Below are 20,742 nucleotides of genomic sequence, written 5' to 3'. Positions count from 1 at the left end.
GCACTATACTTTCTTTTGAGCAAAAACAAACGGAACATAGAATCGCCGTATCTACTAGTACCGCAGCTCCTATGTCCCGCTTAACAAAAGATCTCGCGCATTGTCCCATTTGTTCTTTTTTCTGAAAAATAAGCATAAAGTAGCTCGTTTTCATCAAAAGTGATTTGCTCTCGGTCACTCATTTTTATAATAATTTGATGTTTGCAACCGCGGCAAAATTGGGCAAAAACATCAATTAACTGGTCTGAATCATTCACGACAATCGGGCGCAAATTTTTTATCTCCCGACTCCTGCCATAATACCGTTCCAGTAAAAAACGAATATGGGCAAATTTCCTTTGCTTCCATTCAACATAATGGGCAAAAATAACAAACAATAAAACAATCCATAAGTTCAAATGGAATGGAAAAACTAAAATCGTAGACAAAACTAATAGACCAACAAACCCAATGGAGGTAAACAATGCATACTGATGGGCCTGACTAAACGGAAACTTTAGGGACATGCCTAAAAAGACAAGTTTCCCTCCATCTAACGGCCAAATCGGAAGTAGATTAAAGACCAAAATCATCATATTATGCTTCATAAACAAGTCATATGTATTTTGATCAATCCACCCGATAAAAAAAAGTAAGTATGCTAAACCACTTAGCCAAATATGCTGCAAAGGCCCGCTTAAAATAACAAGCAATTCCTCCTTTAAAGGACGATTACCGTGCTCATCCATTTCAGCAACACCGCCAAATGGCAACAGTTCAATTTTTTTTATGCGCCAACGAAAATGATGTGCACAAGCGGCATGACCCATTTCATGGACAAAGACAATCGTAAATAACATAATAATTTCCAAAAACCGTCCCGTTAACACCCCAATACCAACAACAAGCCAAAACAAAGGATGAATCGAAATTTTACCGAGGATCTCCTTAAGGTCAAATTCAGTCAATGTAAATCACCAACCCTAGTCAAAGTTAATCACCTGAATCGGGTCAATAAAAACATCCCCTTCTTTAAAGGCAAAATAGAAGGTCCCTGCTTGCCCGTCATCAGTGTTGGTGACTTGGCCAAGTTGGGTGCGACTTTTCACAAATTCATATAATTTTACATTGATAGAAGCCAAATTTCCATACCATGTCTCACTGCCATCAGAGTGCTGCACAACAACCGTTTTGCCGATATCTTCTTTAATACCAACATCAATCACAACGCCATCATCAATTGCTTCAACAAAAGAATCACGGCCCGTTTCAACCATTATTCCTTGGCGGTCCTTTGAAAACGGCTCAAGAACTCGTCCCGCTGCGGGAACGGCGTAAACATGCTCTGTTTTTTCAGCTAGATTTGTGTCAGGTGCCATCTGTTGTTTACTCGTATTTGGTAGCAGTGCAACAGGTTTGCCAAATTGATTTTCATACCAATCCAATACGGTCGCAAATTGAAATTCCTTTTCCATCGTCTCGCTAATAAACGTGCGTGCCACTTGCCAGCGTGGCGATGAATCTTTGAACAAAATACCGACAACTAAAAATAAACTTGCGGCAAGCAATACTTGTAAAACAAAGAATTCGCTCCTAAATACAGGATGCTTTTGTTTTGAGTATGAGGGATGCTCATAATCAATAAATGGAGCTTCCCCATATCGTTCTTCATCTTTTGGAAGTGGATAGACATTTTTTCTTGTAATAGGTGGTGTTTCACCAAATGAACGGCTCTCCTTTTTCCGTTTGGCTATTCGCCTTTTTACCTCATCAACTTGATTTCTCACCCTCATCATTCCCCCGCTTATACGCTTGCATAATCATTACTAAATGTTTATGACTTGTCCCCGGAGGATATGACTAGGCAGAAGTATAAAAAAAGAACCTGGGAACAAAGCCCAAGTTCTAATTTTTATCACATACCCATTTATTCACTTCAACTTACTTCATCCCAAAAAACTTTCTCATTTTTGAAAACATGCCGCCTTTGTCTTCTTCCAAGGAAAGCAATGGTACTGATTCTCCTAAAATGCGCCTTGCCATATTACGATAGGCAATCGAAGCTTTGCTTGTCGGGTCTAAGGCAACCGGTTCCCCGCTGTTAGAAGCCTTAATAACTGAATCATCATCACCGACAATTCCAAGTAAATCAATAGCTAAAATATTTACAATCTCATCAACATCCAACATTTCGCCATTTTTCATCATATGACTGCGAATTCGGTTGACAATAAGTTTTGGCGGCTCAACTGCCTCTTGTTCAAGTAAGCCAATAATTCGGTCGGCATCGCGAACAGAAGACACCTCCGGTGTCGTAACAACAACCGCTTTGTCAGCACCAGCAACAGCATTTTTGAAACCTTGTTCAATCCCTGCTGGGCAATCAATAATAATATAATCAAAATCCTGCTTTAATTCGCCAACTAGTTTTTTCATTTGGTCAGGAAAGACAGCAGACTTGTCCTTTGTTTGTGCTGCTGGAAGCAAGTATAAACAATCAAAGCGTTTGTCCTTAATTAGTGCTTGTTGAAGCTTGCAGCGTTCCTCAACAACATCCACTAAATCATAAATAATCCGATTTTCAAGCCCCATAATCACATCTAGATTTCGCAACCCAATATCTGTATCAACTAAACAAACTTTTTTCCCAGATAACGCTAATGCAGTACCTAAATTAGCACTTGTTGTTGTCTTTCCAACGCCGCCTTTTCCTGATGTAATAACGATAGCCTCACCCATTTACACCATTCCCCTTTCAAGCTTCGTTAAATTTGGTCTTAGATGTGGTAAAACCTGAACTCGGTCGATTACAATTTGATTTTCATCTTGATCTATAAATGCACATTCCATTTCATGGCCATCCTCCTGCTCATCAGGAGCACGAGTTACTAAATCACTAATACGGAGCTGCGTCGCCCTCATTAAAGAAGCGGCAATAACAGCCTCGCGATTTCCGTAACAACCTGCATGGGCAATGCCGCGCAATGCTCCCATAACATAAATATTGCCGCCAGCCATAACCGTTCCGCCAGGATTGACATCGCCAACTAAAAGGAGATCACCTTTAACCTGTAATACTTGGCCTGAACGAATGATTTTCGAAACTGTTGCAACCCCATTTTTCTTTTTCCATTCTAAGGCCTCTGTTTTTGTCATCACATTCGATTCAAGCGTTTCGACAACAAGTTTTTTCTTACTTCGAATAATTTCGCGAATTTGATCTTCCTGGTCACTCGTTAAATAGCGGTTTCCTGCTTTAATATGAACGGAGATTAAAGGACTATCCTCAGGTTGGTAGTTTGTGGATAACTTTTCTTTTAATTCTTTTAGAAGCTCTTCAAAAGAACAACAGTCATCTAAATATAAAGTAAGTCCACTTTTTGTTCCTTTAATTGTTACATATTGTTGTTTTTGTCCGATCATCTTCGTTCACCTCGATGATTTTAATTCGACATAATTCAAAGCTTTTCCTTTAATGATTGACTAACTTATCATTTTCTTTATTTGCCAGCTTATCTAATCGTACTAAAAATTTCTTCATGGGATAGTAAATACAAATTATAAATACTCCGTTTAAAACAAGCGTTGGAAATAATCTATTAAACATAAATTGATTCCAATCAAGCGTTGTCACATGGACTAAATATAAAATACCAAAGGTTAGCATTTCTAGAAGACTAATTCCAACTGTAACAACAAAGAAAACAACTAAGAGGTTTGTATGAAGCACTTTCTTAGATAAAGAAATGACATAGACAATGAGTGGAAATGAAAACATATAAACCCCAATGATATCGGTATAAATAATGTCAAACAATAAACCGAAGAGCATCGCATAAACAATCGCCTTATTACGGCTATAAAAAAAGACAATGAGCATTATTAATACAAGCGTAAATCTCGGTACAAAAACTCGGTCAATACCAAATCTTTCAGCTGGTACAAGCTCCACAAAAATACTTTCAAATAAAAAAGCCAAAAATACAATAAACGCAAGAAGGAATCTTTTCACAATTAGACTCCTCCTTCCGTTTCTTCTACTAAGTCCTCACCAGGCGTTGTCGATAACCTTTGGACAATCATGAGATGATCAATATCGAAAAAATTAGCAGAAGGCTTCACATAGGCCATTTTTGTTAGTCCATGTTCATCCGGTACAACCTCGGTAATTTCACCAATGACTAAACCGCTCGGGAAGACACCACCTAATCCCGATGTAATAACCGTTTGTTTTTCTTGTAAATTTATGTCAACATCAAATGGAATTCGTTTAAATAATAACGCACCTTTTTTTTCATCATAACCTTCAATAAGTCCAAAAATATCTTTATTGCCTTTTACTACAGCAGAAATACGGTTCGTGCGATCAACGGCACTTAAAAGCTGCACCGTAGACGTAAATTGCGAAACTTGTTTAATTTTGCCAATCATTCCTTCTGATGTAATAACAGCCATGTTTTTCTTGACTCCGTGCTGTTCACCTTTATTAATAAAAATTAATTCATGCCAGTGATCTGGGTTGCGCGCGATGACATTGGCTTGAATCAGCTTATAGTCGCGCAAGCTTTCTTTTTTATCTAAAATTTGGCGCAGCCGTTCATTTTCTTTTTCCAATTCCGAAACTTTAGCATTTAACTCAACATATTCATCTAATCGTGCCTTTAATAGCTTATTTTCCTCAAAGGTATTTTTTAGATCAGCGATATTTTCAAAGAAACCCGCTGCATATTCAGCGGGTTGATGCAAAATCGATTGAAACCAGCCAATCGTATCCTTTAAAAACTGCTCAGGCCAGCTTAAATGGGATCGATCTTTTAAGGAAAAACCAATCAATGCCACTAAAATAATGATACTAACTAAAAGCACGATTAATCGTTTATTATAAAAAAACTGTGGCATGATTTACACCTACTTACCTATTTTCTTGACCTCGATGTAATTCCTGCTTTTGAGCGGAAAAGATGTAGATTATCTAATGCTTTTCCAGTCCCAATCGCCACACAATCCAGAGGATTTTCGGCCACTAATACAGGCATTTTCGTTTCATTACTGATAACTTTATCAAGATTCCTGAGCAAAGCGCCGCCCCCCGTTAATACGATACCACGGTCCATGATATCAGCCGCTAATTCTGGCGGGGATTTTTCCAATGTAAACTTCACTGCATCGACAATCGCATACACTGTATCGTATAAAGCTTCAGCAATTTCTTCAGCCGTAATGGAGATTGTTTTCGGAAGGCCACTCAAAAGGTCGCGTCCACGAATTTCCATATTATCAATACCCTCTGGCATACCTGCTGAACCAACTTCTAGCTTTAGCTGTTCAGCAGTTCGTTCACCAATTAACAAGCTATACTTCTTCTTTACATATTGAATAATCGCATCGTCCATTTCATCGCCAGCGACACGAACAGATTGGCTCGTAACGATCCCTCCAAGGGAAATAATCGCAACCTCCGTTGTTCCTCCACCAATATCAACAACCATGCTTCCCGTAGGCTCCCATACAGGTAAATTCGCACCGATTGCCGCTGCAAACGGTTCTTCAATTGTATAGGCTGTCCGTGCTCCAGCTTGAACGGTCGCATCCTCCACAGCACGCTTTTCAACAGCTGTAATTCCCGATGGCACGCAAACCATTACATGTGGCCTTCTAGAAAAAGCAGATTGGTTTTTTTGTGCTTTTTCGATAAAATGCTTCAACATGATTGCTGTTGTTTCAAAATCAGCAATCACACCATCTTTCATCGGCCTTAAGGCGACAATATTTCCTGGTGTCCGACCAATCATATTTTTTGCTTCATTACCAACAGCTTCAATCGTTCCCTTATCCGTTCGAAAAGCAACAACAGAAGGTTCGCGTACGACAACACCTTTGCCTTTAACGTAAACTAGCGTATTCGCTGTTCCTAAGTCAATTCCCATATCACGAGAAAAGCCACCTAAACCAAACATAAATATGTATCTCTTCCTTTCTCAGCATGACGTACAAGAAACTTGTACACACAAACTCATAATGATTATTATACGGTAAAAAAATAGAAAAGGATAGTTTTTTAAACATATCCTTTTTCCTTTAAGCTTATAAATTTAGTATCGCCAATTATGAGATGGTCAAGTACTTCAATGCCAAGTAATTTTCCACATTCAACCAAGCGCTTTGTCACATCAATATCTTCACGGCTTGGTGTGGCGTCGCCAGAAGGGTGGTTATGAACGCAAATAATAGAGGCGCTTGACCTTCTGAGGGCTTCTTTGAAGTAGGGTAAGAACCCGATGCCTTGCTTAGTTACCTAAGTAGGTTTCCGAGAACTCCCCTCCAAACCGTACGTACTCCTCTCAGAGTATACGGCTTTCCATTTACCTAATCTATCTTTCCGTTATGCAATTTATGATGGCACGGGATACACATCGCAATGGTCTTTCTTCTCCTTGCAATCATTATCTGTTCCCACATCTTTTTACCTTCCAAATCTTTCAGCTTTTTCACATGGTGCATTTCTAGTGGTACGCCTTTGGCTCCACACCATTCACAGGTTTCTGCTAAAAGACGGTCGATTAAACTCGTTCTGCCACTATTAACTAACGTATTTTCGATTGTATCTACCGAATGATGTTTTATTTCCGAGTTTTTTTCCATACGTTGTTCCGTAAAATAGGCAATTTTTTGTCCATCCTTCGTTTTATAGCGTACACCGATACTCCCATTTATCTTAAACTTCGTAATGATTTGACTGACGGTGCTTCTATATTTATTGGCGTACGTTTTAATCATGCTGTATTTCATTGTCTGACGGAAAGATTGAAGCACATGTACATTGCTTGCTAAGCGATAGTAATTATATAACCCTTCAATTTCCGCATTGTATGTTCGAAGAATTTCTAAATCATCATTATGCACTAAATACGGTCGATGGATAGGTTTCCACCCATTGTTGCTGCCAATCTTTAATGCACCTAAATCGATGAGTTTTTTGATATATTTTTCATGCGGTACGAATAACTTAGTTTGGTAATTGAATTTTCTCTTTTTCGTACCATTTGGCATTTTCATTCTATGCCAATCTCTTGCTACTCGAATGTCATATCCTAGGAATCTAGCGTTTTTCTTACTGTGCGTTATCAACGTTTTTTCAGCACTTAATTCTAATTTAAGTTTATCTGCAAGGTAATCTGTTAAATCTTTCTTGATTTGTTCGGCTTCTTTTTTACTGCCAATAACACCAATAATAAAATCATCTGCATATCTTACATATTTCATTCGACGATAGTTAGGGTCAAAAAGGTCTTTGCTCTCATGGCTTTGTAGCTCTTTGTATAGAGCTTTTAATTCTCGAAGCCGTTCAGCTTTTTCTTCTTTGGTTAGTCGTTCCCAATCATGTTTGTTCTTGCTTTTACAATGATTTATTCTCGAAGCTAGGTTATGATAGACAAGATTATGTCTACGTTTTTCACCTTTATTAAAGGATTCTCCATAATGTTCTACATATCTATCTAATTCATTTAGATAGATATTCGATAATAAAGGACTAATTATCCCACCTTGAGGTGTTCCACTGTAGGTTTTATGAAAAGCCCACTCTTCTACATAACCTGCTCTAAAGAACTTCCAGATTAAATTAATTAATTTCTCATCCCTAATGCGCTTTCGTAAAAGTCCAATTAACACATGATGGTCGATATTGTCAAAGAAACCTTTTATATCCCCCTCAATGAACCATCTCGTACCTGTAAAAGTGTTGCGTATCTCCTTTAAGGCTGTGTGACAGCTACGATTTGGTCGAAATCCATGCGAATGATTTGAAAATTGTGGCTCGTAAATGCTTTCGAGTATTCGCCGAACAAGCTCTTGCACTAATTTATCCTCAAAGGTTGGTATTCCTAAAGGACGTGTTTTCCCATTCTTCTTTGAGATATACGTTCTTCGTGCTGGTTTTGGTTGATATGTTTGGTCTTTTATTTTTTCGATTAAACGTTCGATTCTTTGTAGACTCATCCCATCGATTGTATCGTCATCAATTCCCTTTGTATTGCTCCCTTTATTAGGGTAGAGTTTGGCATAGGCTTCTAAATAAAACTCGGTATTGTACAAATTTCGATACAGTTTCTCAAATACGTACGTTTCGTCTTGCGCTTTGAAAGTTAGACTGTTTAATACTACTTTTGGATTTCTCATAGAGCCTCACGCTCCTTCCCAATTTTGTATTAAGCTTGATAAACTGCTCCCCTTTGCCATGTAATAGGCTTTCCCTATCTCGGACTACTACGGGAGCTCCGTTGCCATATTGGATATTCAGACTCTTTTTTCATAGCCATATTTTGGCATCCCAACTTAGGCAATCCCCATTTAGACATTTAGAAACATAGCAATTCAATAGTTTCGGATGTGACTTTCGCTCTTTTCTTCCATATAGAAGATGGATGAAGTAGTATCACTTCATGTTTCTCGAAGTCTTTAAGAAACATGCATACTTCACACAGCGTAAATCGTTACCTCCCGCTGAAGGTCCCCGTAGTCCTCCTTGAGCTATCATTCAAGCAATCCAGCTTTCATCCTTGTCTATGAATTTTCATCTTGCCATTCAGTCGTGTCTTGGTAACTAGACAACTTATGGCTTTTCCAACATGCTACACTCCCCGCTTGGTTTCCCTTACGGATAAGTTGGCTGATGATAGGGTGAAAATTGTGATATTTCCCTACTGCTTTGCTAAAGCAGATTTTCTAAATGCCCTTATGGGCGCACAACCTCCCTTGGGTGTACGATCGAAGCATTGAGGCTTCCGATAAAAATAGATTGTTTATGTAGGACTTGATTTTTTGTATTTAAAAACAAGGCAACGAAGTGTTCTTGTGATAGGAAACGCATTTCATCCATGACGTATTTAGCGGCGTCTTCTGGTGAGCGGATTGTGTAGCGGTCATCATATTGGAGGCGATTTACTCTTCTTCCTAACTCTAATGAAGCGATAATTTGGATGGCTTTGACAGTGCCGATGCCATTGATTTTAGTAATTTCTTCGATTGTGGCATCTTTTAGGAGCCTCAAGCCCTCAAAGTTTTTGAGTAAGCGGTTCGCTAATTGCAAAACAGATTCGTTTTTTGTTCCAGTTCTTAGTAGTAAGGCGAGCAGCTCCTGATTCGAAAGACTAGCTGGGCCATCGGCCAAAAGCCGCTCCCTTGGGGTTGAATCCTTTGGATAATCCTTAATCATTAGGGACGTTTGTGGCATTTTTCTTCTCTCCATTTCGTCTGTTACTAATATAAAAACCGCTTTAATTCGCGGTAGGCCCTAGAAATTGGCAAGCCGACAACATTATAATAATCCCCTTCAATTCTTTTAACTAAAATTGAGCCAAGTTTTTGAATTCCATAAGCACCAGCTTTATCAAATGGCTCCCCACTTTTGATATAATCGTCTATCTCTTTGTCGGACAGCTCCCAAAACTGAACTTTTGTTTCTTCATAAAAGGTAGTTGTTTCCGTATTAGAGACAATGGCTACCCCCGTATAAACTGTATGTTCTCTGTTCGAAAGCTTTCTAAGCATTGTTTTTGCTTCATTTTCATCAATTGGTTTTCCTAATATTTGATTGTCTATCGTTACAATCGTATCTGCTCCAAGTACAACAGCATCACTGTCTAGCTTTGTGGCAACTGCCTCTGCTTTTTGCAGTGCTAGTGCCTGAACAATTTCATGTGGCTCGTTTTTGTCATTAAAATGCTCTTCCACTTGACTAACAACAATCTTAAACGGAATGTTTGCATAGGACAGCAATTCTTTTCTTCTTGGGGAACTAGAGGCTAAGATTAATTTTCTTTTCATCTGCATATCACCATTGTTTTATTTTTCTGAACTTCTGATCGTATTGATTATTTAATCCTTCTTAATTCTGCAATGTCTTGTTCTTGCTCTATTGACCGCAAAGATAAACGCTCTACTATTTTTTCATGTTTATCTTGTGTAGTTTGTATGTTCTTAGCTGTATCTTCTATACTTTTAACAGTATCTTGCATTTCATCTTGTTTTTGTAAGATTAGACTGTCAGAATTAATGTTTTCTATTCGTGCTTCTTTAATGATATTTTCAATACGTTTAATATCCTCTTTTGTTGCCATCGTGGACTCTATATTTGTGAAACGTTCATTCATCTCTTGTTTTATTTCTTTCGTTTCACCTTTTAAACCGTTTATTTCATCTTTCAAACCGCTCATTTCATCTTTCAAACCGCCCATTTGCTCTAAAATTTGATTTAATATTTGTTCACTCATATTGACTCCACCTTATATAGTTTTATTTCACGAAAAATCATTTATATTTTGTTTTATTTCTCTAATCTGTTCGATCGGTAGTTTGGATAGTTCTGAAATTAATTCCTCGGGTAGCCCTTTTTTGTACATTTCACGAACAATCTTTTCAATCCCTTTTTCCATTCCTTTTTCAATGCCCTGCTCAAGTCCTTTTTCAAAATAAGAATTAGGCAACCTCAAAATAGCCTTAGCATCCTCTTCTGGCAGCCTTGTGATTTCTTCTTGCATCAGTTTTTCCTCCTCCTCATTTAGCTGTAAGTATGTTTCAAAAAAACCGAATAAAAGCTCCATTTTTGCAGGATTTAATTCCATTCGGCTAATCATGCGTAAAAATTCAAGTTTTACTTGGATTCGTTCCTCTCGCCGATAGCCCATTTTGCTTAGGAGTGTGGCAGCCACTGGATTATTGCTACCGATAAATTTACGCCAATCCATTTTGATTAGGTGGATTTGTGAATAACGAAATTCAACCATTTTGAAAGTGGGAATTTCTATTATGAGGTAGTCTGACACCTCCTTGTTATCATTATAACTGAAAATGGCAATAGGGAATATTGGCTTTCGATATTTTTCATAAAGGCGACTAAAGTAGATAAACATCCGTTCATGGAATTCTTTTTGGAAGTAAGATTGAGGTTCAACGTGAATAAGAATAAGCGCATCTATATCTTTTAATTTTGTTTCTGCAAGAATATCAATTTTTCGTTTTTCTCCTTTTACGATGTCAGTAAACAATTCTTGCGAAAGGAATTTTAAATGAGAAAAATCAATGTGGATATAATGCTCGGGGAAAAATAACTCGACAAATTCTTGAAAAAAATTCTGAAGTAGTTCTTTAAATAAGCGGTCATGGTCAATATATGGGGCAGGGAAATCATAAATAATAACGTTTGCTTGCAACTGGCATTACCCTTTCTTTTTAAAATTAAATATGCATTATAGATTTTCCATCAAAACTTTTAATAGTAAAATATCAAACTTTCATTACAAAAACAAATTCGAGAAATTGAAAATCTAAAGCGATAATAACAAAAAAAGAAACCAAAATGGCTTCTTATCCATTAAATTTTCAATTTTTAAAGCAAAAACTTACGAAAAATTGAAATTCACACTCTATTGTAACATTTTGCGGTAAGGTACCTCTCCTCCTTCATCTGAGTGTGGCATGGTGCCAAGAGAGCCCTACCTCATATCATCATGCCATTTTTTGTAGGATACAAGGCCTTCTAGCAGGGCTTGCTGAGAATTCCATAGGTGCACTTCGTTAGCTTTTGTTTTGTAAGCTGCTAGTGATTCATATGCTTTTGCGACTGAATTTGAAAATTGAGTTAACGAAGCTGGTAGTTTTTGCGGTTTTGCATCTTGCCACTCTGAAAATTGTACATCCACGTCCTTCCATGCACTTTTTTCAATTGTGTTCGTCTGAAATGCCTGTGTGGAAAGCTTCACTAAAGTTTGATAGAGGCTTAATCCTATTGAAACAAAATCCGCTACTTCACGATTGTTAACCTTGCCTGCACCAATACCTGATAGTTCAAACGGTTTTAAATATACTTCTTGTCCCTTTTTGAGATAAAAATCACCGATAATCTCTGATTCATTACGATTTGTGCCAAGTCCGATAAACATGAGAACTGGTTTTGATTCTGGCAAAATCACAGCAGCAGACCCACCTTTTTTTAAGGCAGCAGCGAATTCATTTGCTGACTCTACAGATGCAAAGGCTCCCCCTTGGATGACTTCAATCTTCAATGGTGCAATCCCCATCATAGAATTAGTCCCATCAGTAGCGCTCGAACCACCAACCCCCTTCGTACCTAGTGATACTTCGTTCAGCATTCCAAACGTCTCTCCTTGCTGTTGTGTACCTTGGGGTGCCGCATCGGCATTTGTATTATTTTCTAAAATGGCTTGCCCAGCTTCACTTACGTTTGCGCTATTGCCATTACTCTGTTCTTCACTAAAATCCGTAAATAACGATAAGACGACATAACCAAAGCCTGTCCCAATGATAATAGCCGAAAGTAAAACTATCGCAAATTTCTTTAATAGTAATCTTCTTTTCTTTAACGACTTATCCAAAAAACTGTTTGACATAGGCTTAAAAGGCTTTTTATAGCCTTGCTTTCGACCTCGGCCGTTTCGTCGTTCTTCAAAATCTATCACATTATTTATTACTGAATCCTTGATAACTTCCATTTCATTTTCTTCTATATCCTTTGCTGCTGCAATTTCTTGATTTAACTCCTCATCAGATAAGAACAATCGTTCTTTGCCGTTAATCCGAATCGAAATTTGCTCGTTTTTATGCTTGTCCATGCTCTCATCCCACCTCTTTATAAAACAGTTCTAGCAGCGTACTCTCTCAATAAATGCTACCATATCAAAAACAAAAAAGAACAAGACATTTGTCGTCTTGTTCTTATATCTATTCGTCAATTCCTGTTAATATTCCACAATTGCTTTTTATTGAGTATTATTGCCACCCATGACTGCTTGTTTTTTTACCGACTTTGTTTCCTCCGTTGGCTTTGACTCAGTTTTATCACTTTGTTTTGTTTCAGCTTTATCTGTTTTTTTCGCAATATCCTCTTTATAATACATTCCTGTTGGCAACGGATTGTCTTTGTTACTTGGCGGCGGGGTATCAAATACTGGTAATTCATCCTTCAACTCTTTAAGTGCTGGATAGTAAAATGTCGATATTACAACCTTATAGGTTAACTCCTCAATTTCTTGGTCAGTTGATAATATTTCTTTACCACCATTAAATGTTAAAGAGTCGATTTTTGTAACCCGTTCTAAATTTTCAATGGCCTCAAGAAATGTAAGCAAATCGAAATAATCTTTCGATGTTACCGTTAAGTTGACTGTTACTCTTTTAATCCCTTCCGGAATTCCTGGAACGTCTGTCGATTGTTGTCCGGTATCTTGTGAATCGGTTGCGGCGCTAGTTTCAGTTGAGGCTTCATTGTTTTCTCCACTATTGTCTACAATAACATCCTTTTCTGAAACATCCTGATTTTGAAAAGTCATATCTTCAATTAAGCTATTCGAAACAACCTCTGCCTTTTCCAAATCCAAGACAAATTGTTCCATAAATGATTCCACAGGAAGCTTTTTTTGTAAATTTCTTGAATTGCCAATTACACTAGTTTTTGTACTACCAACCCGCTCTGCGAGCGTATCATAAAGTTTTTCCTCAGTTGAAAGCTGTTCTTTCAGAGTTTTTATTTCTGATTTCAATGGATTAACAAGGTAAAAATACGAACCCAGCGGCAAAACAACTGCCAAGATAATGGTAAAAATAAATGCTAGGTTTTTTTTCGATAATTGGAGGTTCATGATTCATCCTCCTTGTTCTCTAAAACTTTTAATGCTTGACGGTTTAAATGAAGTTCATATACAGCAACATATCTTGGAACGAGAACTTTCACTAGCTTGTCTTTTAAAATCTTGTCTGTTTTTTCAAGTTCATCTCCACTTGTATTTACACTTCTTAATTCAACTGAATCGATGATATCAGAGTTCTCTAACTCATTTAAATAATAAGCTACTTGGCGGTTTGTATCAAACTGAACTGTAAGTGTTACCACACCTGAATCCGCATAGGTTACATTCAAGATAAAACCACGTTCTGGTAAGAGCGCTGTAAGATGTCCAAGTAAAGTAACCGTCGAGATTGGCAGCTTCTGCACCCAATCGATTGTCGTTTTTAATCGATCAACGGCACTTGTCGAGGTTACTTCTGTTAGCTTCTGCTCTTGAATTGCACGAAGCTCTTTTGTCATTTGAAGATTAGTAGTGAGATTATTTACTTCCGTTTTTGAAGTTTGATACATTAATACATTATAAACGCTGCCAATAAGTAGAATTAATATAGATGCAATGACAACAATGAGAGTAGACAGCTTTTTCCGTTCTTTTTTTGGCAATAAATTAATTTCGATTAGCATCTACTCAATTCACCTCTTTCATTGCAAGCCCTAGGGCAAGGTGAAATTTGCGATGCAATTCTTCACTATTTGAATCAACTAATGTTGCATCTTTAATCGTCGCAATTGGGACTTCATATAATTCTACTAACCTGTTTTTTATATTATCAAGGTCTGGGTGATCGCCAGTTAACAAAATTTTCGTTACTTCTTGATTTCCTTGCTGCATCGAAAAACGGTAAAAATTCATTATCCGGTCTATTTCCGTAAAAATATCTTCCATTTGTGCTTGTAAATCGGCTTGTTCACCTTTCCACTCATATTCGCCATTATAATTTTTCTGCCATAGGGAATAATTCAAATCAAAGACTAAATGCCGCATAAAAAGCGGTTTATCATCATGAAATAAACTAACGTTGACCATCGGCAAATCGAACTGGATGACCATTAAATGATCATTTGGATTTGCTAAATCAAGCTTTGCATATAGTCGATAAATCGATAATGGCGAAATATCGGCAACTATCGGATTTAGCTTCACTTCTTCGAAAACTTCAACATAATCTTGCACAATTTGCTCTGGTGCAGCAAATAAAAGTACATTTTTTTTATTTTCGGTTGTCCCAAGGACGAACAAATCAAATACGGGATCCTCGAAAGGCAAATGGATGCTTGTCCCAAGCTCTAAATATAAATATCCTTTTATTTCATCATCATTTATTTCATTAGGCACCTCAACCGTACGAATAACAACGAAAGAATCAGGAACGATAAATCGAACATCCTGGCCTTTGATTTTCCATTCTTCAACACATTCTTCAAGGATTAAAATTAAAGATTCCTTATCCACAATATGTCCTTCACTAATAATCCCAGAAGGCAAATCACGTTCTCCTTGCAATCGGATGCTGAGTGGAGAGGATGAACGAATTTCCATATATCGAATAACATGATCTTTAATGACTATATTAGCGCAACGCTTTTTTCCAAAAAGCCGTAAAACCACAGGAATCCTCCTCCGATAATATCATGAACAATATATAATCATAGTTTACGAAATTCATATATTAAAAATATGTATAAAAAAATCATATTAACATTAAAATATTTGTACTATACCAATTAATTATATTCTCACCCCAAAAATAGGTAGCAAGCGCACCGATTGCAATATAGGGACCAAATGGCATCGGTTTACCCCGTTCGACTTTCTTTAACAACATTCCGATTATACCAAAGACCGTTCCAAACAATGTTGACATAAAAAAAGCTAGTAACACTAATTTCCAGCCAAGTACAAGCCCGATTAAAGCAAATAGCTTTATATCGCCACCACCCATGCCGCCTTTACTAATAATAGCAATCATCAATAGCAGACAGAAACCAGCAGACGCACCTAAAAACGAATTCCACCATGGGTTTAGTGGAATAATAATACGTTCAATGATGAGCATTGGTGCGAAAAATAATAAAACTTTATCAGGAATAAGCATGTATTTCAGATCCGAAACGACAATGATGATGAGCATAGACACAAATGTCAAGCTGACAATTAGTTCCGCACTAAAACCAAAATGATAGAAAGAATATACAAATAAAATACCAGTCACCAATTCAAAACATGGGTATATTGGTGATATTCTAGTGTGACAACTTCGGCATTTGCCCTTTTGGATTAAAAATGATAAGACAGGTATTAATTCGAGCATTGTTAATTGATGATGACAGTTTGGACAAGCTGAGCGCGGTTTAACAATCGACAAATTTTCTGGAACGCGTAGCCCGACAACGTTGAAAAACGAGCCGAATACTAAACCGATGACAAATAAATAACTATAAATAAATAACATATTCCCATCCTTAATAAAACAAGATAACTCTTTAGGAGTTATCTTGTTTAGTTAGAGTCGTCGTAAATTAATTATTATTCTACTTTATCGCGTCCTAATTCACCTTCGTCAATACCATTAATCTCCCTCTTACTTCCCTTTAATGTTACCGTATAGGTTAATTGAGGACTATCTTTATCTGGTCTATTAATAACTACTTTTGATTCGTCTTCATCATATGCTCCTGCCGCTTTATCATCTGGATCCTTTATTTTCTCTTGCAGATAACCATTTGTTATTAAGTCCCCAAGAGTAACAGTTGTAGATGTTGCTCCAATTGGTGCCAGATCAGGATCCGCTGTTAATGCAAGTTTCGTTGCACTTATCATTTGCTGCGCATTCGCAACATGTGCATCCTTTTTAGTATTGTCGATGATTCCACCAATTGCTGGTACTGCAAATGCTGCAATAATACCTAGAATAACAACAACTGCAAGCAATTCAATTAATGTTAAACCCTTTTCGTTTTTTAGCATGCGTTTTAGCATACTGTTCCCCCCATTTCATCTTTTTATGTTTATTTTTTATATAGACGCAATAATAAAAATTATTACGCACCTACCTGGTTAAAGATACCAAACATTGGCACCATAATCGAAAGAACGATTACACCGACAATCACAGCTAAGAAAACAATCATTAACGGCTCGATCAATGATTTAATTTGGTCTGTCGCTGTGTTTACTTCTAGTTCATAGAAATTAGCAACCTTCGCGAGCATTGCATCAAGCGCACCTGTTTTCTCACCAATCGAAATCATTTGGGTAACGAGCGGTGGAAAAACCCAATGGGCTCTCATTGGTACTGTTATAGAAGTCCCATGTTCTAGGGAAGTGCGCGATTCCCGCAATACTCTTGCAAATACTTCATTTTCTACAACCCTCTCAACAATTGATACAGCTTCCAAGATTGGAACGGAACTAGCAAACAACGAACTTAGAGTGCTTGTCATCCTAGCGAGTAATGCTTTTTGCATCAATCTTCCAAATATCGGGATTTTCAATATTGTATAGTCAAGATAATATTTGGTAGCATTATTTTTTTTCAAAAAGATAATGAATAACGAAATTATAATGGCACCTATCAATAAAATCCACCATTTTGTTTGTATCCAGTCACTTGAAAAAAGAACAAATTTCGTAATCGGCGGTAGCTCTGCGCCAAAATCTGCAAACATATCAGCAAAGTTTGGAACTACGCTTTTCAGCAAAAAAATAACGACACCGATTGCAATAATCCCAACGACAATTGGATAAGCTAAAGCTGACTGAATTTTCGACTTTGTTTCATGCTGCTTTTCAAAATGATCACCTAATCTTTCCAATGTTTCATCAAGCGCTCCACTTGCTTCCCCCACTTTTACTAGGTTGATAAACATCGGCGGAAAGATGCGCTTATGCTTTGCCGCACATTCTGATAATGGAATCCCTTGGTTTAAATCTTCTAAGACAAGACCAAGGGATTTACGCAAGGCTTTGCTTTCTGTTTGCATGCTTAATATTCTTGTTGCATCAACAATTGTGACCCCTGCTTTCAACAATGTTGAAAATTGCCGTAAGAAGATAACAAAATCTTTTAATTTGACTGGATTCCCGATATGAATTTCTTTATTCAATGCTGTTTCTGGGACATCATCAATTTGGAGAACGCGTATTCCGCGATCCTTTAATTTGGAGATGGCTTCTCGTCTTGAATCAGCCCTTAGCGTTCCTGTTCGCTTTTTCCCGCTCATTTCCCGGGCTATGTACTTAAATTGTGCCATGGCATCAACCTTCTTTGAATGCATCCTTAATACAAATTTTAATATAAAAATGTAAATAAGTGACATAGAAAATGTTACAACTTTGTGAAAAAATGTAAAATATTGTTATAACTTATCAGATATTAGATTTCCCCCTGATGCTCAGCTAAAAACGGATTAGCAACTTCTTTAGAGATTGTTCCCTTGGCTACTAAATTTTTAATATCCATTTCAAGTGTATGCATCCCAGTTCCACGGCTTGTCTGCATAATATTCGGAATTTGATGTATCTTTTCATTGCGAATTAAGTTAGCCACTGCCGAATTATTAATTAATATTTCAGTTCCCGCACATCTTCCTGATTTATTCATAGTTGGAAACAGGCGTTGTGAAATAATCGCTACTAATACTGTAGCAAGCTGGATTCGTACTTGCCCTTGCTGATTCGGTGGAAATACATCAATAATCCGATCTATAGTTGCAGGAGCACTTGATGTATGTAGTGTACCGTAGACAAGATGTCCAGTTTCAGCGGCCGTAATCGCTGTCGAGATTGTTTCTAAATCTCGCAATTCTCCTACTAGAATAACGTCAGGGTCTTGCCGCAAGGAAGCGCGTAAGCCTGCAGCGAATGACCCCGTATCAAAGCCTATTTCCCGCTGGTCAATAATACAGTTATTATGCTTATGAAGATATTCAATTGGATCCTCTAGTGTAATTACGTGTTTCCTCATATTACGATTCATATGGTCAATCATTGATGCAAGTGTTGTCGATTTTCCGCTTCCTGTTGGTCCCGTTACTAGGACAAGGCCCTGTGGTTTTGTAGTTATTTTTTTTAAAACCTCAGGCATTTTTAATTCCTCAATCGTCGGAATTTTCGTTGGAACAACACGGATTGCCATACATACACATGAACGCTGCTGATATACGTTGACACGAAAGCGGGATACTTGCTTAACGCCATAAGAAAAGTCAATTTCACCTACTTCTTTAAAACGCTCCCACATTTTCGGCGAAACAATCGCTTGTGCCATTTGTTCGACATCTAACGGTTTAAGTGTGTCAGTTCCATATCGTTTTAAATCCCCATGGATTCTTAAGATAGGCGGAACCCCTACCGTTAAATGTAAATCCGACGCTCTTAGTTCGTAGGCTGCGCGCATCAAATTTTCGATTCGGTTTTTCATTACCAATCCCCTACCCTATTCACTTAAAGCAATTTTTAATATTTCAGCTGTTGTTGTTAATCCTTGTTTCACTTTCAAAAGTCCATCATCTAGGAGAAAAATCATATTATTTCGTATCGCTTGTTCGCGAATTTTCGCATTCGTTTCTCCATCCATAATCATCCGACGAATTCTATCATCAATTACTAGTAGTTCATGAACAGCAAGGCGCCCTTTAAAGCCTGTCATACTGCAACGCCCACAGCCCTTCCCCCTAGCAACTTTATCAATCTTGATTCCTCGTTTTTCAAAAAGCTGCAACTCACTTTTTGTTGGCTCTATCGTCTCCACACAATCTCTACAAACACGGCGGACAAGCCGCTGGGAAAGGACACCTGCTAATGAAGAAGCCACTAAAAACGGTTCAATTCCCATATCTATTAATCTCGTTACTGTACTAATCGCATCATTTGTGTGGATTGTACTTAAAACTAAGTGACCAGTAAGAGAGGAACGAACGGCAATTTCGGCAGTTTCTTGGTCACGAATTTCTCCTATCATGATAATGTTAGGGTCTTGCCGAAGAATGGCTCGCAATCCTCTTGCAAATGTCATCCCGACGTTTGCATTTACTTGTACTTGGTTAATTCCTGCAAGTTGATACTCAACAGGATCCTCAACAGTAATAATATTCGTATCTTCCTGGTTTAAGTGATTCAAAGCGGCATAAAGTGTCGTTGATTTCCCTGAACCTGTTGGCCCTGTAATGAGAATGATACCGTTTGGTCTTTCGATCAATTCCATAAAATTTTTATAATTTATTTTGTTAAGTGACAGTTTATTAATATCAGCTAAGGCGCTGCCTAAATCAAGGATACGCATTACGACCTTTTCACCATAAACAGTTGGTAATGTTGAAATCCGCAAATCAACAGGACGAAAATCTATTGTCCGTTTTATACGACCATCTTGCGGCACCCTACTTTCGGTTATATCAAGCTTTGACATAATTTTGATTCTTGCTGTTAATACATTTTGAATGTTTTTCGGAAAAGTTCGTTCTGTTTTTAACACGCCATCGACACGAAACCTTAATAATACTTTATCTTCTTGTGGGTCAATATGAATATCACTTGCCCGCTGTTGAACAGCATTTAATAACAGCTGGTTTACTAATTTAACGATTGGAGCATCTTCATCCGTTATCTGTTCAACGTCTTCTTGTGGTGTTACATTTCCCGTAACGCTAGCATCAATGTCAAATGTATCTTCTGAATCATAATAGCGACGAATTGTTCTTTGAATATCTTCTTTTGTGGCAATTACCGTCTCAATTTGAAATCCAGTTCTTAAGCGCAAATCATCGATTGAAATATAGTCCATTGGATCTGCCATCGCAATATAAAGACGATCACCACTTTTTTTCAATGGAACAAGCGAATTTCTTGATGCAAATTCTTTTGGAATAAGGTTAATTAAGCTTTTATCAATTGGATATTGATATAAACTTACGTGTGGAATTCCTAATTGAAATTCCAACACCTCAATTAACTGCTGTTCCGTAATATAGCCTTTCTTTATTAGTGCATTTCCTAGTTTTTGCCCTTTCTCTTTTGTTGCTAGGGCCTCTTGAAGCTGCTCATTTGTTATAAGGCCATGTTCTACTAACAAATCACCTAAACGCTTTCGCTTCATTTTCATCGTATCACCTACTAACAT

At 37.5% G+C, this 20,742-nt stretch carries 20 protein-coding genes and 2 pseudogenes; all 22 read right to left on the bottom strand.

Annotation, left to right across the window (positions count from 1 at the left end; all coding sequences use genetic code 11):
* Positions 1-80 precede the first annotated feature (80 nt).
* Positions 81-947, bottom strand: a complete 867-nt coding sequence (locus tag GX497_06465) for a stage IV sporulation protein FB (protein ID HHY72856.1) — start codon at positions 945-947, stop codon at positions 81-83.
* A 15-nt stretch (positions 948-962) separates the two neighbouring features.
* On the bottom strand, positions 963-1,766 hold the full coding sequence (locus GX497_06460; GenBank protein HHY72855.1) for a M23 family metallopeptidase: 804 nt from the start codon (positions 1,764-1,766) through the stop codon (positions 963-965).
* A 154-nt stretch (positions 1,767-1,920) separates the two neighbouring features.
* On the bottom strand, positions 1,921-2,718 hold the full coding sequence (gene minD, locus GX497_06455; GenBank protein ID HHY72854.1) for a septum site-determining protein MinD: 798 nt from the start codon (positions 2,716-2,718) through the stop codon (positions 1,921-1,923).
* Positions 2,719-3,402, bottom strand: a complete 684-nt coding sequence (minC, locus tag GX497_06450) for a septum site-determining protein MinC (GenBank protein HHY72853.1) — start codon at positions 3,400-3,402, stop codon at positions 2,719-2,721.
* A 49-nt stretch (positions 3,403-3,451) separates the two neighbouring features.
* Positions 3,452-3,991: a rod shape-determining protein MreD gene (gene mreD, locus GX497_06445; protein HHY72852.1), complete on the bottom strand. Its 540-nt coding sequence runs from the start codon at positions 3,989-3,991 to the stop codon at positions 3,452-3,454.
* A gap of 2 nt (positions 3,992-3,993) precedes the next feature.
* Positions 3,994-4,878, bottom strand: a complete 885-nt coding sequence (mreC, locus tag GX497_06440) for a rod shape-determining protein MreC (protein HHY72851.1) — start codon at positions 4,876-4,878, stop codon at positions 3,994-3,996.
* Positions 4,879-4,895: 17 nt separating this feature from the next.
* Positions 4,896-5,936 carry a rod shape-determining protein gene (locus GX497_06435; GenBank protein ID HHY72850.1) on the bottom strand — a complete coding sequence of 347 codons (1,041 nt, stop codon included), beginning with the start codon at positions 5,934-5,936 and terminating at the stop codon, positions 4,896-4,898.
* Positions 5,937-6,037: 101 nt separating this feature from the next.
* Positions 6,038-6,241: pseudogene (locus tag GX497_06430) on the bottom strand (hypothetical protein).
* A 104-nt stretch (positions 6,242-6,345) separates the two neighbouring features.
* The gene (locus tag GX497_06425) at positions 6,346-8,157 is read right to left on the bottom strand and encodes a group II intron reverse transcriptase/maturase (GenBank protein HHY72849.1); all 1,812 of its coding nucleotides are present in this window, start codon (positions 8,155-8,157) and stop codon (positions 6,346-6,348) included.
* Between the two features lie 568 nt (positions 8,158-8,725).
* Positions 8,726-9,211: pseudogene (gene radC, locus GX497_06420) on the bottom strand (DNA repair protein RadC).
* A 26-nt stretch (positions 9,212-9,237) separates the two neighbouring features.
* A complete protein-coding gene (locus tag GX497_06415; GenBank protein HHY72848.1) occupies positions 9,238-9,804 on the bottom strand; it encodes a septum formation inhibitor Maf in 567 nt (188 codons plus the stop codon).
* Between the two features lie 47 nt (positions 9,805-9,851).
* Positions 9,852-10,250 carry a hypothetical protein gene (locus GX497_06410; protein ID HHY72847.1) on the bottom strand — a complete coding sequence of 133 codons (399 nt, stop codon included), beginning with the start codon at positions 10,248-10,250 and terminating at the stop codon, positions 9,852-9,854.
* 27 nt (positions 10,251-10,277) lie between these two features.
* The gene (locus tag GX497_06405) at positions 10,278-11,171 is read right to left on the bottom strand and encodes an Rpn family recombination-promoting nuclease/putative transposase (protein HHY72846.1); all 894 of its coding nucleotides are present in this window, start codon (positions 11,169-11,171) and stop codon (positions 10,278-10,280) included.
* 300 nt (positions 11,172-11,471) lie between these two features.
* The gene (locus tag GX497_06400; protein HHY72845.1) at positions 11,472-12,608 is read right to left on the bottom strand and encodes a hypothetical protein; all 1,137 of its coding nucleotides are present in this window, start codon (positions 12,606-12,608) and stop codon (positions 11,472-11,474) included.
* 147 nt (positions 12,609-12,755) lie between these two features.
* Positions 12,756-13,634: a hypothetical protein gene (locus tag GX497_06395; GenBank protein HHY72844.1), complete on the bottom strand. Its 879-nt coding sequence runs from the start codon at positions 13,632-13,634 to the stop codon at positions 12,756-12,758.
* On the bottom strand, positions 13,631-14,245 hold the full coding sequence (locus tag GX497_06390) for a fimbrial protein (GenBank protein ID HHY72843.1): 615 nt from the start codon (positions 14,243-14,245) through the stop codon (positions 13,631-13,633). The genes GX497_06395 and GX497_06390 overlap by 4 nt, the downstream gene beginning before the upstream one ends.
* A gap of 4 nt (positions 14,246-14,249) precedes the next feature.
* A complete protein-coding gene (locus tag GX497_06385) occupies positions 14,250-15,230 on the bottom strand; it encodes a pilus assembly protein PilM (GenBank protein HHY72842.1) in 981 nt (326 codons plus the stop codon).
* Positions 15,231-15,312: 82 nt separating this feature from the next.
* A complete protein-coding gene (locus tag GX497_06380; GenBank protein ID HHY72841.1) occupies positions 15,313-16,074 on the bottom strand; it encodes a prepilin peptidase in 762 nt (253 codons plus the stop codon).
* Positions 16,075-16,148: 74 nt separating this feature from the next.
* Positions 16,149-16,601 (bottom strand): type II secretion system protein, encoded by a 453-nt coding sequence (locus GX497_06375; protein HHY72840.1) that lies wholly within the window; start codon positions 16,599-16,601, stop codon positions 16,149-16,151.
* 62 nt (positions 16,602-16,663) lie between these two features.
* A complete protein-coding gene (locus GX497_06370) occupies positions 16,664-17,875 on the bottom strand; it encodes a type II secretion system F family protein (protein HHY72839.1) in 1,212 nt (403 codons plus the stop codon).
* Between the two features lie 122 nt (positions 17,876-17,997).
* Positions 17,998-19,044 carry a type IV pilus twitching motility protein PilT gene (locus tag GX497_06365; GenBank protein HHY72838.1) on the bottom strand — a complete coding sequence of 349 codons (1,047 nt, stop codon included), beginning with the start codon at positions 19,042-19,044 and terminating at the stop codon, positions 17,998-18,000.
* Between the two features lie 15 nt (positions 19,045-19,059).
* On the bottom strand, positions 19,060-20,724 hold the full coding sequence (gene tadA / locus GX497_06360) for a Flp pilus assembly complex ATPase component TadA (GenBank protein ID HHY72837.1): 1,665 nt from the start codon (positions 20,722-20,724) through the stop codon (positions 19,060-19,062).
* Between the last annotated feature and the right edge of the window lie 18 nt (positions 20,725-20,742).

The organism is Bacillus sp. (in: firmicutes) (assembly GCA_012842745.1).
Lineage (GTDB): Bacteria > Bacillota > Bacilli > Bacillales > Bacillaceae_J > Schinkia.
The sequence above is the reverse complement of the archived record's forward strand: the minus strand, read 5'-3'. Positions and strand labels throughout refer to the sequence as shown.

Bases quoted from the DNA above. Each gene is read 5' to 3' on its own strand.
- minD (HHY72854.1), bottom strand. From the start codon at position 2,718: ATGGGTGAGGCTATCGTTATTACATCAGGAAAAGGCGGCGTTGGAAAG.
- minC (HHY72853.1), bottom strand. From the start codon at position 3,402: ATGATCGGACAAAAACAACAATATGTAACAATTAAAGGAACAAAAAGT.
- mreC (HHY72851.1), bottom strand. From the start codon at position 4,878: ATGCCACAGTTTTTTTATAATAAACGATTAATCGTGCTTTTAGTTAGT.
- GX497_06435 (HHY72850.1), bottom strand. From the start codon at position 5,936: ATGTTTGGTTTAGGTGGCTTTTCTCGTGATATGGGAATTGACTTAGGA.
- GX497_06425 (HHY72849.1), bottom strand. From the start codon at position 8,157: ATGAGAAATCCAAAAGTAGTATTAAACAGTCTAACTTTCAAAGCGCAA.
- GX497_06415 (HHY72848.1), bottom strand. From the start codon at position 9,804: ATGAAAAGAAAATTAATCTTAGCCTCTAGTTCCCCAAGAAGAAAAGAA.
- GX497_06410 (HHY72847.1), bottom strand. From the start codon at position 10,250: ATGAGTGAACAAATATTAAATCAAATTTTAGAGCAAATGGGCGGTTTG.
- GX497_06400 (HHY72845.1), bottom strand. From the start codon at position 12,608: ATGGACAAGCATAAAAACGAGCAAATTTCGATTCGGATTAACGGCAAA.
- GX497_06395 (HHY72844.1), bottom strand. From the start codon at position 13,634: ATGAACCTCCAATTATCGAAAAAAAACCTAGCATTTATTTTTACCATT.
- GX497_06390 (HHY72843.1), bottom strand. From the start codon at position 14,245: ATGCTAATCGAAATTAATTTATTGCCAAAAAAAGAACGGAAAAAGCTG.
- GX497_06380 (HHY72841.1), bottom strand. From the start codon at position 16,074: ATGTTATTTATTTATAGTTATTTATTTGTCATCGGTTTAGTATTCGGC.
- GX497_06375 (HHY72840.1), bottom strand. From the start codon at position 16,601: ATGCTAAAACGCATGCTAAAAAACGAAAAGGGTTTAACATTAATTGAA.
- GX497_06370 (HHY72839.1), bottom strand. From the start codon at position 17,875: ATGGCACAATTTAAGTACATAGCCCGGGAAATGAGCGGGAAAAAGCGA.
- GX497_06365 (HHY72838.1), bottom strand. From the start codon at position 19,044: ATGAAAAACCGAATCGAAAATTTGATGCGCGCAGCCTACGAACTAAGA.
- tadA (HHY72837.1), bottom strand. From the start codon at position 20,724: ATGAAAATGAAGCGAAAGCGTTTAGGTGATTTGTTAGTAGAACATGGC.